General features: G+C 61.5%; 13 protein-coding genes. 8 read left to right on the forward strand and 5 right to left on the reverse strand.

Annotation, left to right across the window (positions count from 1 at the left end; all coding sequences use genetic code 11):
• Positions 1 to 128 precede the first annotated feature (128 nt).
• The 3 genes from trxB (at position 129) to M0D68_RS14860 (ending at position 2,674) form a co-directional block, all read left to right on the forward strand.
• Positions 129 to 1,127: a thioredoxin-disulfide reductase gene (gene trxB / locus M0D68_RS14850; RefSeq protein ID WP_054035091.1), complete on the forward strand. Its 999-nt coding sequence runs from the start codon at positions 129 to 131 to the stop codon at positions 1,125 to 1,127.
• A gap of 154 nt (positions 1,128 to 1,281) precedes the next feature.
• On the forward strand, positions 1,282 to 2,040 hold the full coding sequence (locus M0D68_RS14855; protein ID WP_266212602.1) for a Smr/MutS family protein: 759 nt from the start codon (positions 1,282 to 1,284) through the stop codon (positions 2,038 to 2,040).
• 13 nt (positions 2,041 to 2,053) lie between these two features.
• On the forward strand, positions 2,054 to 2,674 hold the full coding sequence (locus M0D68_RS14860; RefSeq protein WP_211705808.1) for a trimeric intracellular cation channel family protein: 621 nt from the start codon (positions 2,054 to 2,056) through the stop codon (positions 2,672 to 2,674).
• A gap of 70 nt (positions 2,675 to 2,744) precedes the next feature.
• On the opposite strand, the gene fliD is transcribed toward M0D68_RS14860, so the two are convergent.
• Entirely contained in the window at positions 2,745 to 4,253 is a 1,509-nt protein-coding gene (fliD, locus tag M0D68_RS14865) for a flagellar filament capping protein FliD (protein WP_211705771.1), read from the reverse strand.
• A gap of 368 nt (positions 4,254 to 4,621) precedes the next feature.
• Between fliD and M0D68_RS14870 the strand changes: the two genes are divergently transcribed.
• Both M0D68_RS14870 and M0D68_RS14875 read left to right on the forward strand, forming a co-directional pair.
• Positions 4,622 to 5,281, forward strand: a complete 660-nt coding sequence (locus tag M0D68_RS14870) for a glutathione S-transferase family protein (RefSeq protein ID WP_093643961.1) — start codon at positions 4,622 to 4,624, stop codon at positions 5,279 to 5,281.
• 111 nt (positions 5,282 to 5,392) lie between these two features.
• On the forward strand, positions 5,393 to 6,310 hold the full coding sequence (locus tag M0D68_RS14875) for a LysR family transcriptional regulator (RefSeq protein ID WP_093643963.1): 918 nt from the start codon (positions 5,393 to 5,395) through the stop codon (positions 6,308 to 6,310).
• Between the two features lie 138 nt (positions 6,311 to 6,448).
• Here the strand turns inward: M0D68_RS14875 and M0D68_RS14880 are convergent, their stop codons facing one another.
• The 4 genes from M0D68_RS14880 to M0D68_RS14895 all read right to left on the reverse strand — a co-directional run bounded on the left by M0D68_RS14880 (position 6,449) and on the right by M0D68_RS14895 (position 10,899).
• Positions 6,449 to 7,564: an ABC transporter ATP-binding protein gene (locus tag M0D68_RS14880; RefSeq protein ID WP_093643965.1), complete on the reverse strand. Its 1,116-nt coding sequence runs from the start codon at positions 7,562 to 7,564 to the stop codon at positions 6,449 to 6,451.
• 103 nt (positions 7,565 to 7,667) lie between these two features.
• The gene (locus M0D68_RS14885) at positions 7,668 to 8,525 is read right to left on the reverse strand and encodes a carbohydrate ABC transporter permease (RefSeq protein ID WP_093643967.1); all 858 of its coding nucleotides are present in this window, start codon (positions 8,523 to 8,525) and stop codon (positions 7,668 to 7,670) included.
• Positions 8,515 to 9,453, reverse strand: coding sequence for a carbohydrate ABC transporter permease (locus tag M0D68_RS14890; RefSeq protein WP_093643969.1), 939 nt, complete (start codon positions 9,451 to 9,453; stop codon positions 8,515 to 8,517). Before M0D68_RS14890 ends, M0D68_RS14885 begins: the two co-directional genes overlap by 11 nt.
• A gap of 198 nt (positions 9,454 to 9,651) precedes the next feature.
• On the reverse strand, positions 9,652 to 10,899 hold the full coding sequence (locus M0D68_RS14895) for an ABC transporter substrate-binding protein (RefSeq protein WP_054035098.1): 1,248 nt from the start codon (positions 10,897 to 10,899) through the stop codon (positions 9,652 to 9,654).
• 533 nt (positions 10,900 to 11,432) lie between these two features.
• Between M0D68_RS14895 and zwf the strand changes: the two genes are divergently transcribed.
• The 3 genes from zwf to M0D68_RS14910 all read left to right on the forward strand — a co-directional run bounded on the left by zwf (position 11,433) and on the right by M0D68_RS14910 (position 15,694).
• A complete protein-coding gene (gene zwf, locus M0D68_RS14900) occupies positions 11,433 to 12,896 on the forward strand; it encodes a glucose-6-phosphate dehydrogenase (protein ID WP_093643971.1) in 1,464 nt (487 codons plus the stop codon).
• Positions 12,897 to 13,092: 196 nt separating this feature from the next.
• Positions 13,093 to 13,800, forward strand: a complete 708-nt coding sequence (gene pgl, locus M0D68_RS14905; protein WP_200650736.1) for a 6-phosphogluconolactonase — start codon at positions 13,093 to 13,095, stop codon at positions 13,798 to 13,800.
• Positions 13,778 to 15,694 (forward strand): bifunctional transcriptional regulator/glucokinase, encoded by a 1,917-nt coding sequence (locus M0D68_RS14910; RefSeq protein ID WP_093643975.1) that lies wholly within the window; start codon positions 13,778 to 13,780, stop codon positions 15,692 to 15,694. The genes pgl and M0D68_RS14910 overlap by 23 nt, the downstream gene beginning before the upstream one ends.
• Positions 15,695 to 15,846 lie beyond the last annotated feature (152 nt).

The raw sequence follows: 15,846 nt of genomic DNA on the forward strand, positions 1-15,846 counted from the left end.
TCGGAAAGCTTCATGGAGCAGGCCGGCGTGCCGCCCTTTATAATGCCGCTCTGATACCCATCTATAGTTTCAGCTCAAGTCGCGCGGCCTCGCATGGGCGAGCCGGGCGCCGTAAAAGGATTTCGATCATGCCCGCTACTTCCACGAAACACGCCAAAGTTCTGATTCTCGGTTCCGGTCCCGCCGGCTACACGGCAGCGGTCTACGCGGCACGCGCCAACCTGTCGCCGGTGCTCGTCACGGGTCTCGCCCAAGGCGGCCAGCTGATGACCACGACCGACGTCGAAAACTGGCCGGCCGATGCGAACGGCGTGCAAGGCCCGGAACTGATGGGGCGCTTCCTGGAACACGCAGAGCGCTTCAACACCGAAATCATCTTCGACCACATCCATACGGCCAAGCTGGATGAGAAGCCGATCCGCCTGATCGGCGACTCGGGTGAGTACACCTGCGACTCGCTGATCATCTCGACCGGGGCATCGGCGCAGTACCTCGGCCTGCCGTCTGAAGAATTGTTCATGGGCAAGGGTGTGTCGGCTTGCGCCACCTGCGACGGTTTCTTCTACAAGCAACAACATGTGGCCGTGATCGGCGGCGGCAATACCGCAGTCGAGGAAGCCCTCTATCTTTCCGGCATCGCCAAGAAGGTGACGGTGATCCATCGCCGCGACAAGTTCCGCGCCGAACCGATCCTGATCGACCGCTTGCTGGCGAAGGAAAAGGAAGGCCTGGTCGAGATCAAGTGGAACAGCACGCTCGACGAAGTGACGGGCGACCAGTCCGGCGTGACCGGCCTGCGTATCAAGAACACGCAAACCGGCGACACCACGGATATCGCGCTGCAAGGCATCTTCGTCGCGATCGGCCACAAGCCGAACACGGACATTTTCGCCGGCCAAGTGGAGATGAAGAACGGCTACATCATCACCAAGGGCGGTCTGAACGGTTTCGCAACGGCGACCAGCGTGCCGGGCGTGTTCGCAGCAGGCGACGTGCAGGACCATGTCTATCGTCAGGCGATCACCAGCGCGGGCACGGGCTGTATGGCCGCGCTCGACGCGCAGCGTTATCTGGAAACGCTCGACGAGATCGGCGAGCACGTGATGAGCGCGGAAGCCGACCGCTGATCTGAGAAACACCAGGTGCAACGGTAAAATGGCGGCTGGGCGTGGCCCGGCCGCCTGCTTGATAGAAGGCCGCGGCTGAGAAGCCAGCGGCCTTTTTTGCGTCCTGTTCGCGTCGGATTCGCGCGATCGATCTACTTTTCTGTGTATTACCGATATGCCGAAGAATCAGCCCCACCCCAGCGAACCGAAGCGCGCCCGCGCTGTTGCCAAGCCCGCGCCGGAGGTATCCGCACCCGCAGTCACACCGAAGATTGAGCCGGCCGCGGGTCTGGCCGGCCTCGGCGCGTTGCGTGATGCGTTAAAGGGCGACACGCAACGGCGTGAACGCGAGCGTGCAGCCGCCGCAGCAGCGCAACGCGAAGCGTCGGCGGACGCCGATCTGTTCCGCCGCGAGATCGGCGCGGTTGCGCCGCTGGCGGTCCCGCCGCGCGCCAGCTTGCCGCGCAATCCGCCTCCGCCGCTGCCGGTGCAAACGAAACTCGACGAAGAAGCCGTGCTGCACGAAGCGATCTCCGACGAATTCGACCCCGAGGTTCTGCTCGAAACCGACGAAACGCTCTCCTATTGCCGTCCCGGTGTGAGTCAGGAAGTCGTCCGCAAACTGCGGCGCGGCGATTGGATCGTGCAGGCACAAATCGATCTGCACGGCATGCGTCGCGAGGAAGCGCGCGAGGCGCTGGCCGAATTCATTCGCGAGTCGGTAAAACGTGGCCTGCGGTGTTTGCGCGTGATTCACGGCAAGGGCCTCGGGTCGATTGGAAAAGAACCCGTACTGAAGGGCAAAGTGCGCGCGTGGCTCGTGCAGAAGTCCGAGGTGATCGCGTTCTGCCAGGCGCGTCCGCATGACGGCGGCGCGGGTGCCGTGGTTGTCCTATTGCAGCCGGGCGCATTGCCGGCTTCCCCCAAGTCCTGACGGAGTCCCGGTGATCCATCCGAGGCTGACGCTGGCGCTGACCATCATGGAAGCGCTGGCTATTTTCGCGTACGCGATTTCCGGTTTTATCGAAGCGAGGACCCGCCGGCTCGACGCCGTGGGCACCTTCCTCGTGGCCGTCGCGACGGCCTTCGGCGGCGGCACCTTGCGCGACGTGCTGCTGGAGCGGCGGCCCTTTTACTGGGTCGAGCATCAAGGCTATCTGATCGCGATCTTCGTGATGTCGTTGTTCGCGCCAACGCTCCTGAAGATGACGTCGCGGCTGCTTTCCGAGCGGGTTCTGCTGGTGGCCGATGCGATCGGGCTGGGCTTGTTCAGCATTTCAGGCACGTCGATCGCGCACGACGCGCAGATGCCGTGGTTCACGTCGGTGATGATGGGGGTGTTGGCCGGCGTATTCGGCGGTGTGATTCGCGACGTACTGTGCAACGAAGTGCCGCTGATTTTGCGTGATTCCCGGCCGTACGCGACATGCGCTTTTGTGGGGTGCTGGCTGTACGTGCTGCTGGACTATATGAACTTCGATACGGTTTATAGCGTGTTGATCGCCACCGCCTTCATCCTGCTCGCGAGGCTGGCGACGTTCAGGCTCAACGTCCGGCTACCTCACTAAGTTTGCTTCATCAAACTGCTCTGATAAAAAGCACGCCGCCCGGAATCAGGCGGCGCGCTCCAAAGCAGTCTTACTTGTTGGTCGCCAACGCCCCCGCACTCTTCGAGCCGCCAAACAGCGCCGTCAGGTACTGCGAGTTGTTGTTCATCGTCGCCATCAGCGTGTTGAGCGCGGTGAACTGACTCTGGTACTGCTTCGTCAACTGCGCGCTGTAATTGGCGAGCGTGGTCTGCTGCGTGGTGATGCTCTTCAGGTCGGCATTCAACGCCGTGCTGCGGGTGTCGATGATGCCGCCCGTCTTCACGAAGTCGGTAATGCTCTTGTTCAGCTTGGCGCCGATCCCGTTGGTCGGATTGAACAACGCGGCAACCTGCGCCGGGCTGCTGGTGAGCGACGTACTCAGCTTCTTGCTGTCGATGACCAGCGTGCCGTCCGCCGGATCGCCCTTCAGCGTAATGCCGATCGAAGCGAGCCCCACCGCTGACGACCCCGTGCCGACGCCCCCGCCGACGATCGACGCCAACGTATTCTTGATCGTCGTCAGCGTCGAATCGCCAAGCAACGCGCCGCCGGTTTTCGAGGACTTGTCAAACGAGGACAGCGAGTTGATGGTCGTGACGACGGTGTTGTAAAGATTGGCGAAGTTGGTGATGGCGGTGTTCTGCGCGGTGGTATCCGGTGCGATTGTCAGTGTCTGCGTGGTGCCGACGGCGGCGCTCGACAGATTCAGCGTGACGCCGGAAATCGCTGCCGTAACCGCGTTCGTGGAGCTGCTCGCCTCAATCCCGCCGATGGTGAACTTCGCGTCCTGAGCGGCCTCGCTTTGTTGCCAGGCCTTGCTGGTATCCGAGGACACGATCGTGGACGCCGCGCCGTTCGCACCCGGCGTGGAGGTTACGCCGAGGCTCGACAGGCCGGTGTCGTTCTGAACGTCGCTGGTGGACACGTTGATGGTGTTGGCCGCGCCGGTGGTGGTCGAGCGCAATACCAGGTGGGCACCACCCGTGCCGGTCACGATGGTGGCCGTGACACCCGGATTGTTGCCCGCCTTGTTGATCGCATTGGCGATACCGCTCAGCGTGTTGTTGGTGCCGTCGATCGTGACATCCATCGACTTGCCGCCGACCGCGATGGTCAACTTGCCGGTGCCCAATTTGGCGGTGGAATCGAACGCCGCCGACGAGAGACTTTGCGACGCAGCGATCTGCTTGACATCGATCGAGTAGCTGCCGGCGACCGCGCCGGGACCCGCCTTGGGGTCCATGCCTTTGCCGCTCGCGGTGGCACCGAAGGTCGACAGGGTGGTTCCGTCCGAGAGATTCTTGATCGCTGCCTGCAAGGCGTTCAACGCGGAACTCAGGGCGCCGTACGCGGATAAGGTCGTGGTATCGCTCGTCTGTTTGGCCTTCAGCGCCGCCGTCTGGCCGGCCGTCTTCGCATTCACGAGGGCCGAGACCAGAGTCGCCACGTCCATTGTCGAGTTGCCGGTGGAGCCGCTGATAATCGATTGCGCCGCTTGCTGCACCTGGTTCTGCGCGTTAGCAGTCGCGCTGTTCACAGACGTGGTGATCGTTGACATGCAGAGGCTCCGTGCGTCGAGTTATTCGTTATTTATTGCGCGACGCCCCGGTGGTCTTTCTGACTACGGCGGCAAACCGGCTACGTCGCGGTCACGTCGATTTCTTACAATTTTTTCAAATGTTACACGATCTTTCTTGAAAGTTTGTGACGTTTTGTCGTAACAAATCGCGGCGCATAAGCTTTTTCTAGCGTCCGGTCTTTGCCGGATGCGGATGGACATTCGGCTTCCGGCTAAAATTTTCTGGGTCGTCGTGAGGTTGTCTCGAGGTTGTCGATTCCCACCGCTCTCGTTCGTCGTCAGGTAAACGGCCCCTCCGGCCGTCATCGCGCCACAGCGCGCCTCGCAACCCGCAATAGGTGACCCCGATGACCCTGAAGCTCTATGCCCACCCCTTCTCCTCCTACTGCCAGAAGGTGCTGACCGCGCTTTACGAAAACGGCACGCCGTTCGAACTGCGCCTCCTCGCGTACGACGACCCGCAGGTCATGGCGGAGTTCGCCGCGCTGTGGCCGATCAAGCGCTTTCCCGTGCTGGTCGACGGCAGCCGGACCGTGATGGAGGCGAGCATCATCATCGAGTATCTCGGCCTGTATCACCCGGGGCCGGTGCCGCTTTTGCCGGCCGATGCCCGCGCCGCGCTGGAAGTGCGCAGCATGGATCGCTTCTTCGACAACTACATCTCCACGCCGCAACAAAAGATCGTCTACGACAGCATGCGCGCCGAGGGGGAGCATGACCCGCGCGCCGTGGCGGAGGCCCGCAGCATGCTGGACACGGCCTACGGCTGGCTCGACAAAGTGATGGCCGGGCGCGAATGGGCGGCCGGCGATACCTTCAGCCTCGCCGATTGCGGCGCCGCGCCGTTCCTGTTCTACGCCGACTGGACGCATCGCATCGGCCCGGCTTTTGAGCACGTGCTCGCCTACCGGAAGCGGCTGCTGGCCCGGCCATCGTTCGCTCGCGCGGTCGACGAAGCACGCCCGTATCGCCCGCTGTTCCCGCTTGGCGCGCCTGATCGGGATTGATCGTACGGACCCCGCACGGGCCAACTTAACCACGAGAGCGCGCCAACACTATTTCCAAGCGATACACTTCACTTCGAAACCCACTTCCGCCCATCACTCATAAGGCAAAACATGGACCGTTTCGAAGCGATGGAGATATTTACGCGTGTGGTCGAGGCGAACAGCTTCACCAAAGTATCCGAGTCGCTCGACCTGCCCCGCGCCAAAGTCAGCCGGACCATTCAGGCTCTGGAAGAACACGTCGGCGTGCGGCTTCTGAACCGTTCGACGCGGCAGGTCAGCGTCACCGAAGACGGCGCGCTGTTCTACGACCGGTGCGTGCGCATCCTCGCCGAAGTCGCCGATGCCGAATCGTCGCTGTCGAACAAGCGCGAACATCCGAGCGGCACGATTCGCGTCGATACGTCCGGCACGCTCGCCCGTGCGCTGCTGCTGCCCGCGCTCGACGACTTCTACCGGCAATACCCCGAGATCGACGTGCGGCTTGGGCTGGCGGATCGCAACATCGATCTGATTCAGGACGGGGTGGATTGCGTGATCCGCATGGGCACGCCGGAAGAGTCGAGTCTCGTCGCGCGGCGCATCGGCGAGGCGCGGATCGTGACCTGCGCGTCGCCCGCCTATCTGGAGCAATACGGCACGCCGACCACGCTCGAGGAGCTCAGCGAGCATCGCGCGGTCAACTACGTTTCCGCGCGCAGCGGCAAGACCTTTCCGTTCGAGTACGAGGTGGACGGCGAGATCGTCAAGGTCACGCTGAAAAGCGTGCTTGCGGTGAATGACGGCAGCGTCTACATCAGCGCGAGCGCCCTCGGCCACGGCATCATCCAGCCGTCGCGCTTCATGGTCGCGGATCTGATTGCGCAAGGCGCGCTCAAGGAAATTCTCACGAACTACACGAGCCCCAGCACGCCGCTTTCGATCCTGTACGCACATCGCCGCAATCTGAGTTCACGGCTGCGCGCCTTCACCGAGTGGGTCACCGAGCTCGCTCGGAACAATCCGGATTTGCGCATCAAGGACGCTTGACGTCGCGTCGCAGGGGCGACATGTTGCGGACCCGCTGCAAGCCGATGCAAACAGCACCCGGCACATGAAGAAAAGCCCCATGCGTCTTGCAACGCATGGGGCTTTTTTCAACTCGGATAGCTCAGCGAATAATTCGCCTCAGGCAATCCGCTCTTCATTAGTCGGATCGAACAACACCGCCTTCGACGCATCGAACAACAATGTCGTAGTCGACAAAGGCTGCGGATTCGAAGCCGGGTGCACGCGGCTCACAATGCGCTTGCCGTTCACCTGCGCAAACACCAGCGTATCCGGACCGGTCGGCTCGATCACATCGACCTTCACGTCGATCGCCTGCAGGTTCGCGTGGTCGCCATGCGCACCGCGTGCGTCGGTGATCCGCTCAGGGCGCAAGCCGAGAATCACTTCGCGCCCAACGTGCGACTTCACCTTCGCCGAATCGAACGGCAGATTCAACACATTGCGCGCCGTGCCCGTATCCAGTTCGATGCCCACGCCCGAACCCTGCTCCACCAGCTTGCCCTGGATGAAGTTCATCGGCGGCGCGCCGATAAAGCCGGCCACGAACAGATTCGCCGGCGAGTCGTAGATTTCCTGCGGTGCGCCGAACTGCTGGACGATGCCGTCTTTCATGACCGCGATGCGGTCGCCGAGCGTCATGGCTTCGATCTGATCGTGCGTCACGTAGACGATCGTCGTGCCGAGGCGCTGATGCAGCAGCTTGATTTCCGAGCGCATTTCAATGCGCAGCTTCGCGTCGAGGTTCGACAGCGGTTCGTCGAACAGGAACATCACCGGATCGCGCGCGAGCGCACGGCCCATGGCAACGCGCTGACGCTGGCCACCGGAGAGCTGACCCGGCTTGCGGTCCAGCAAGTGCGTGATCTGCAGCGTGTTCGACACGCGGTCGACGATCTGCGCCTGCTCCTGCTTCGGCACCTTGCGAATGCCCAGGCCGAACGAGATGTTCTCGCGCACCGTCATGGACGGATACAGCGCGTACGACTGGAACACCATCGCGATGTCGCGATCTTTCGGCGAGAGGTTGTTCACCGTCTTGCCGTCGATCTGGATCTCGCCCTTGGTCACGGTTTCGAGGCCGGCGATCATGTTGAGCAGCGTCGATTTCCCGCAGCCCGAGCCGCCAACGAGAATCAGGAACTGGCCGTCTTCGATGTCGATGTTGACACCCTTCAGAACCGGTACCCCGTTCGGGTAAGTCTTGTACACGTCACGGATGGAAAGGCTTGCCATGCTGTGAATCCTCTTGTCTCTGGTACTGCTTGAAAACTCTGGTCGGGTGACGGCGGCGCACTATCGAAGAAGCGCCGCCGCGATGCGTATGGTTAGCCCGGGCTTAACCCTTGACTGCGCCCGCCGTCAGACCGCGCACGAAATAGCGGCCGGCGACGATGTAGACGAGCAAGGTCGGCAATGCCGCGATGATCGCGCCGGCCATGTCCACGTTGTATTCCTTCACGCCGGTCGAGGTGTTCACGAGGTTGTTCAGCGCCACCGTGATCGGCATCGAATCGACACCGGAGAACACAATCCCGAACAGGAAGTCATTCCATATCTGCGTGAATTGCCAGATCAGGCACACCATGAAAATCGGCAGCGACACCGGCATCAGAATCTTCGTGAAGATCGTGAAGAAACCAGCGCCATCGATCCGCGCGGCCTTCACGAGTTCAGCCGGAATGCTCACGTAGAAGTTGCGGAAGAACATCGTGGTGAAGGCGATACCGTAGATCACGTGCACCACCACCAGACCGGTGATCGAATTCGACAGGCCGAGCAGGCCTTCGAAACGCGCCATCGGCAGCAGGATCGCCTGGAACGGAATGAAGCAGCCGACCAGGATCATCGTGAAGATCGGATCCGCGCCGCGGAAGCGCCAGTGCGTGAGCACATAACCGTTGAACGCGCCGATGATCGACGAGATCAGCACGGCCGGAATGACCATGCGCACGGAGTTCATGAAGAACGGCTGCATGCCGTCGCAGCGCACACCCGTACACGCACCGCTCCATGCCTTGATCCAGGGGTCGATGGTCCAGTGCGTCGGCGGCGTGAGCAGGTTGCCGGTGCGCAGCTGGTCGACATCCTTGAACGACGTGGACAGCATCACGTACAGCGGAAACAGGAAATACAGGGCGAACAGAATCAAGGCCGCATAAATGACGGCACGGCTGATCGTCATCTTAGGCTGCATTGCGGGTGCTCCTCGATTCCAGATACATCAGCGGCACGAGCACGGCCACAACGGTGGCGAGCATCATCATCGACGATGCCGCGCCGACGCCCAGCTGCCCGCGATTGAACGAAAACGTGTACATGAAAATAGCCGGCAACGATGAAGACGTACCCGGACCACCCGCGGTCAACGCGACAACCAGGTCGAAGGTCTTGATCGTGATGTGGCAGAGAATCAGCAGCACGGAGAAGAACACCGGGCGCATGCTCGGAATCACGATCTTGCGATAGATGGTGGGCAAGCCCGCGCCGTCCATTTGCGCAGCCTTGAAGATTTCACCGTCGACACCGCGCAGGCCCGCAAGGAACAGCGCCATCACGAAGCCGGTGGATTGCCACACGGCCGCGATCACGACGCAGAAAATCGCCTTATCAGGGTCGCCGAGCCAGCTAAACGAGAAGCTCGTCCAGCCCCAGTCGTGGAACACCTTTTCAAGGCCGACGCTCGGCGTCATGATCCATTGCCACGCCGTACCCGTCACGATGAACGAAAGCGCCATCGGGTACAGGAACACGGCGCGCAGCGCGCCTTCATTGCGGATCTGCTGATCGAGCAGGATCGCGAGGAACAGGCCGAGGCCGATACAGATACCGATAAACGGAATGCCGAACCAGCCGAGGTTGGCAGCCGACGTCCAGAACACATCGTTATCGAACAGTTCACGATAACGGTCGAGACCGACAAATTCATAACGAGGCATCAGCCGCGAATTCGACAGCGACAGATAGCCGGTAATAGCGATGAAACCATATACGAAGATCAGGCTGATCACGACGCTGGGTGCGAGCACCAGCTTCGGAATCCAGCGATCGGCAAGGGCCGCCATCGGCGACGTGCGGCGGGTCACGGTGGACGTTTTCCCGTTTCCGCTGATAGAAGCAGTCACTACTCGACTCCTGCTGAAACTGTACCGCCGGGGCGCTCGCTCACGAAAGACGCGAGACCGGAACGGCATAGGTGTGACTCGATGAAACCAGGGGTGAAGTGTCTCGCCCTAAGTAACGCAACGGCTGCAAGCATTCCGAAGAACGCGCCCAGCGCCCCCGAAGGGAACGACCAGGCGCACTACTTCGCTTGACGCTACTTACTTGGTCTTCGCAGCCTTCGCGAGCGCGGCAACCGCGGTCTTCGAATCCTGCTGCGAGTTCATGAACTTCGTGACCACGTCCGAGATCGCGCCGGCTGCTGCATCCGGTTGCGCCATGCCGTGTGCCAGCGAAGGCACATAGCCGCCCGACTTGATCGCCACTTGTTCATCCGCGTACGACTTCTTCGCGCAGTCGTCGAACTTGGCCATCGACACGCCCAGACGAACCGGGATCGAACCCTTGTTCAGGCTGAACTGTTCCTGGAATTCCGGCGACATGATCGTCTTGGCCAGCGCCAGTTGACCCGGCGTTGCAGTCTTCTCGCCCTTCTGCTGGAAGAACACGAACGAGTCGACGTTGAACGTGTACGACTTTTCCGTGCCCGGAACCGCAGCGCAGACGTAGTCCGAACCCGCCTTCTTGTTGGCGTTGGCGAACTCGCCCTTCGCCCAGTCGCCCATGAACTGCATGCCGGCCTTGCCGTTGATGACCATCGCCGTTGCCAGGTTCCAGTCACGGCCCGTGCGGCCCGCGTCGAAGTAACCCTGGATCTTGCGGACCGTGTCGAACACGCCGACCATCTGATCCGACGTCAGCGTCTTCTCGTCGAGATCAACCAGCGCCTTCTTGTAGAAGCCCGCGCCTTGCGACAGCACCACGTCTTCCCACAGCGTCAGGTCTTGCCACGGCTGACCGCCCATCGCGATCGGCTGGATGCCCGCGGCCTTCATCTTGTCGGCCACCGCGAAGAACTCAGGCCACGTGGTCGGCACCTTGCCGCCCGCCTTGTCCAGCGCTGCCTTGTTGATGTACAGCCAGTTCACACGGTGCACCGAGAACGGTGCTGCCACATAGTGACCGTCCGCGTGCATGATCTTGTCGATTTCCGGCGGCAGGTTCTTCTTCCAGTCGGCTGCGGCCGAGTCGATCGGCACCAGCACGCCTTGCGAAGCCCAGTCCTGGATCAGCGGACCCTTGATCTGCGCAGCGCTCGGCGCGTTGCCCGAGATCACCTGCGTCTTCAGTGCCGTCATGGCAGCCGCACCCGCGCCGCCAGCAACCGCGAAGTCCTTCCACGTGTAACCCTGTTTCGTCATGTCGTCCTTGAGGACGCCGACGGCTTTCGATTCGCCGCCCGAAGTCCACCAGTGCAACACTTCGATCGACTCGGCAGCTTGCACAGCCGAGACGCCACACATCAGACCTGCGGCGCACAAAGCGCCCATGATCGCGCGAAATTTCATTGCTTATCTCCTCCAGACACCTGAACAAAAAACAAATGGCCCCTGATGTCGCCAGGGTGCTGTGGTTGGTTCAAACAGGCAAAACACTGGGCGATCGAGCACGGTCGGGCGCATGCGTTAAGGCATGTGCCGGCGGACCGATATCCGGCCGCTGGAAGCTCAAGAGATGAGTGGTTCGGGATGCAACTGACTGTCTCCTCTTTTGATTTTTGCCTGCCCGCGTCGCGCGCGGCAGACTCGAGGTGCCTTGCACGTTAACCCTGACGCCAGATCAGCTTTCCGGCCTTCCGTAAGGGCCGCCGGGGGCATGCTGGCACGTGCTCGCACGCAATGTCCGTTAACATGCAGGGGACGCCTGCCGATTCGGGAAAACGCGCATCTAGCCTCACAGCGCACGCTTTTTTCATCGAATTAGCGCTACCTCTTGATTTGGATTGTAGTTAAACTACAATTCAGTGTCAAAAAATATTTTATCGGACTACGGTCGCCCTTTTTCGGTCCCCACGGCGGCCCCAGGATATCGACGGAGACACATGCAAACCGATTCAAGCTTCACCTTCGTTCTCTTCGGCGGAACCGGCGACCTGTCGATGCGCAAGATCCTGCCGGCACTGTATGAAGCGCACCGTGCAGGCGGCATGCTGGCCGACAGTGGCAAGATCGTCGCGGTGGCGCGGCATATAGCGGATCGTGCGGCCTACATTGACTGGGTCAATGAGCACGTCAAACCGCACGTGTCGAAGAACGGTGTGGATGAAACAGCATGGGCGAGCTTCCTCGACCGTATCGAGTTCGTGAAGATCGATCTCGGCAATCCTGAAGACTTCACGCTGCTGCGCGACGCCTTGAGCGGCCGGCCCGGCATTCGGGTGTTCTATCTGGCCACAGGCCCGTCGCTGTTCGTGCCGATCTGCCGCGCGCTGGCGTCGGTGGGGCTCAACGAAAATTCGCGCATCGTGCTGGAAAAGCCGCTCGGCTACGACCTCAAGTCGTCCAACGCAATTAATGATGCAGTCGGTGAAATCTTCGCTGAAGAACAGATCTACCGGATCGACCACTACCTCGGTAAGGAGCCGGTGCAGAACCTGCTCGCGCTGCGCTTCGGCAATGTGCTATTCGAACCGCTGTGGCGCCGCGAATGGGTGGAAAGCATTCAGATCACGATTGCGGAAGAACTCGGCGTGGAAGCGCGCGGCGACTTCTATGACAACACCGGCGCCTTGCGCGACATGGTGCAGAACCATTTGCTGCAACTGCTTTCCATCGTCGCGATGGAACCGCCGCATTCAATGGATTCCGACTCGGTCCGTGACGAAAAGCTGCGCGTGCTGCGCGCGTTGAAGCCGATCGATCCGCGTGATATCGGCAAGGTCGCCGTGCGCGGCCAGTATCATGCGGGCGTGATCCGCGGCAGCGCGGTGCCGGCGTATGCAACCGAGCCCGGCGTGAAGCAGGACAGCAACACCGAAACCTTCGTTGCGGTGAAGGTGGAAATCGAAAACTGGCGCTGGGCCGGTGTGCCGTTCTTCCTGCGCACGGGCAAGCGTCTCGCGGATCGCGTCGCTGAGATCGTGGTGAATTTTCGTGCGGTGCCGCACTCGGCACTGGGCGCGTCCGCGTTGCGCGGTGGTGCGAACCGTCTCGTGATCCGTTTGCAGCCAAACGAAACCATTCGCCTCTACTGTCTCGCGAAGCAGCCAGGCGAAGGCATGAACCTCGCCAGCGTCCACCTCGATCTCGCGTTCGACCGCTTCTTCCGCGAAGGGCAAATGGAGGCGTATCAACGTCTGCTGCTCGACGTCATCAACGGCCGCCTCGCGCTGTTTGTGCGGCGCGACGAGCAGGAAGCGGCATGGCGTTGGGTCGAACCGATCCTCAACGAATGGGCCACTGCCAACAAGCCGCCCAAGCCGTATGCAGCAGGTACGTGGGGGCCGGCAGCGGCGAGCGCGATGTTGGCGCAGCACGGCACCTGCTGGCTCGAAGAAGAGAATTGAATCAACTGAATTACGGCGTCGTACCATGCGCGATCCCGATCGAAGCACGGCACGGCGCCGGCGAGACCCACCGACGAACTGAACGGAATGGCGCCGGTATCACGAAGGCGCCTGCAAGTCATCCCACTTGCAGGCATCGCGTGAGAGCAGGACGGCACATTCCGCAGATCTAACAAGAAAGCAGCACGGAGGAGAAGTGATCGAGCTTCACGCTTTCGACGATCAACGCGCCCAATCCGACGCGTTGGCGAAGGCGGTTGGCGACGCGTTACATGCGTCGCTCGCCGCACAGACGGCTACGTCAACCAACAACGCACGCCCGGCCATGCTTGCAGTGTCCGGCGGCAGCAGCCCGCGTCCGTTCCTGCAGACGTTGTCCACGCAATCCTTCGACTGGGCGCGCATTGCCGTGACGCTGGTCGACGACCGCTGGGTGCCGGAAACGGACAGCGCGAGCAATTCGCAACTCGTGCACGACACGCTGTTGCAGAACGCCGCGAAAAATGCCGCTTTCTGGCCGCTGGTCGACGCCACGCAAGACCTGAACGCGCACGTTGCCGCGCTGAACGCCGACCCGCGCTTTAGCGCCGTGCCGGACGTCGCGATTCTCGGCATGGGCGAAGACGGCCACACCGCGTCGATTTTCGCGGATGCGCCCGAATGGGACTACGCGATCACCACTCCCGAGCGCTTCGTTGCCGTGCATCCCGGCAGCGCGCCGCATGCGCGTGTGAGCTGGTCGCTCTCCGCTCTGAAAGAAGTGAAGCATCTGTTCTTGCTGATCGCAGGACCGCGCAAGATGGACGTGCTGAATGCCGCCACCGCTGCGCTACAAAAAAATGCCATCTCGCAGTTGGCAAACGACAAGGGAGTGAGACTCGATGTCTACTGGTGTGCAAACTAAGGCTGTTCCGGGCGCGGGCCAGCACGCCGATGGACCGAGGCTGCTCGCCGACATCGGCGGCACCAATGCGCGTTTCGCGCTCGAATACAGCCCGGGCGAAATCGGCTCGGTGCAGGTCTATCCGTGCGCGGACTATCCGGGCGTTGCCGAAGTCATCAAGAAGTATCTGAAAGACACCAAGATCGGCCGTGTAAATCACGCGGCGATTGCGATTGCGAATCCGGTCGACGGCGATCAGGTCAGCATGACCAATCACGACTGGAGCTTTTCGATCGAAGCCACGCGCCGTGCGCTGGGCTTCGACACGTTGCTGGTGGTGAACGACTTTACCGCGCTGGCCATGGCGCTGCCGGGCCTGACCGACGCGCAGCGCGTACAGGTAGGCGGCGGCGCGCGCCGTCCGAACAGCGTGATCGGCCTGCTCGGCCCGGGCACCGGCATGGGCGTGTCCGGCCTGATTCCCGCCGACGACCGCTGGATCGCGCTCGGCAGCGAAGGCGGCCATGCGACCTTCGCGCCGGCCGACGAACGCGAAGACATCGTGCTGCAGTACGCACGCAAAAAGTGGTCGCACGTCTCGTTCGAACGTGTGGCGGCGGGTCCCGGCCTCGAAGTGATCTACCGCGCGCTCGCGGGTCGCGACAAGAAACGCGTGGCGGCGAACGTCGACACGATCGAGATCGTCAAGCGCGCGATGGAAGGCGAGCCGCTCGCGGCCGAATCCGTCGACGTGTTCTGCGGCATTCTTGGCACCTTCGCCGGCAATATCGCGGTGACGCTCGGCGCATTGGGCGGCATTTACATTGGCGGCGGCGTCGTGCCGAGGCTTGGCGAGTTCTTCGCGCGTTCGTCGTTTCGCAAACGGTTCGAGGCGAAGGGTCGCTTCGAGGCGTATTTGCAGAACGTGCCGACCTATGTGATTACCGCTGAATACCCGGCGTTTCTGGGTGTGTCGGCAATTCTCGCGGAGCAGTTGTCGAACCGCGCGGGCGGCAGTTCATCGGCCGTGTTCGAGCGGATTCGCCAGATGCGCGACGCGTTGACGCCGGCCGAGCGACGTGTGGCCGATCTCGCGTTGAATCATCCGCGTTCGATCATCAACGATCCGATCGTGGACATCGCACGCAAGGCCGACGTGAGCCAGCCGACGGTGATCCGCTTTTGCCGCTCGCTTGGCTGCCAGGGTTTGTCGGATTTCAAGCTGAAGCTGGCGACGGGTTTGACCGGCACGATTCCGGTGAGTCATAGCCAGGTGCATCTGGGCGATACCGCGACGGACTTTGGCGCGAAGGTGCTGGACAACACCGTGTCGGCGATTTTGCAGTTGCGCGAGCATTTGAATTTTGACCAGGTCGAGCGGGCAATCGATCTGTTGAACGGTGCGCGGCGGATTGAGTTTTATGGGCTCGGCAATTCGAACATCGTCGCGCAGGACGCGCATTACAAGTTCTTCCGGTTTGGCATTCCGACGATTGCCTACGGTGATCTGTATATGCAGGCGGCGTCTGCTGCGTTGCTGGGCAAGGGCGATGTGATTGTCGCCGTGTCCAAGTCGGGACGTGCGCCTGAGTTGCTGCGCGTGCTGGATGTCGCCATGCAGGCGGGGGCGAAGGTAATTGCCATTACGTCGAGCAATACGGCGCTGGCCAAGCGGGCTACTGTCGCTTTGGAGACCGATCACATTGAGATTCGCGAGTCGCAGTTGTCGATGATTTCGCGGATTCTGCATCTCGTCATGATTGATATTCTTGCCGTTGGGGTGGCGATTCGGCGCGCTGTGCCTAGCGCGGATGTGGCTGAGACGGTCGCTAAGGCGCGACAGGGGGCGGATGATGATGCTACTGCTGTGCTTGATTGGTTAAGTCATGGGGCGGCTTCTTCGCCGCGGGATTAGGGGTTGATTTGCGCCTTCGCTGCGGGGTTGTTTGCTTGCGGCGTTGGCGTTTAGTTTGGGTTTTTTGCCTGCGCGGCGCTTGTTGTCTGTGTTCTTAGGGCTTTGGCCTTTCCTTGTTTTGTTAGTGGTCTATTAGCGTTGCCCCTGTGCGG

The organism is Paraburkholderia sp. SEWSISQ10-3 4, from assembly GCF_030464785.1.
Taxonomy (GTDB): Bacteria; Pseudomonadota; Gammaproteobacteria; order Burkholderiales; family Burkholderiaceae; genus Paraburkholderia; species Paraburkholderia aspalathi.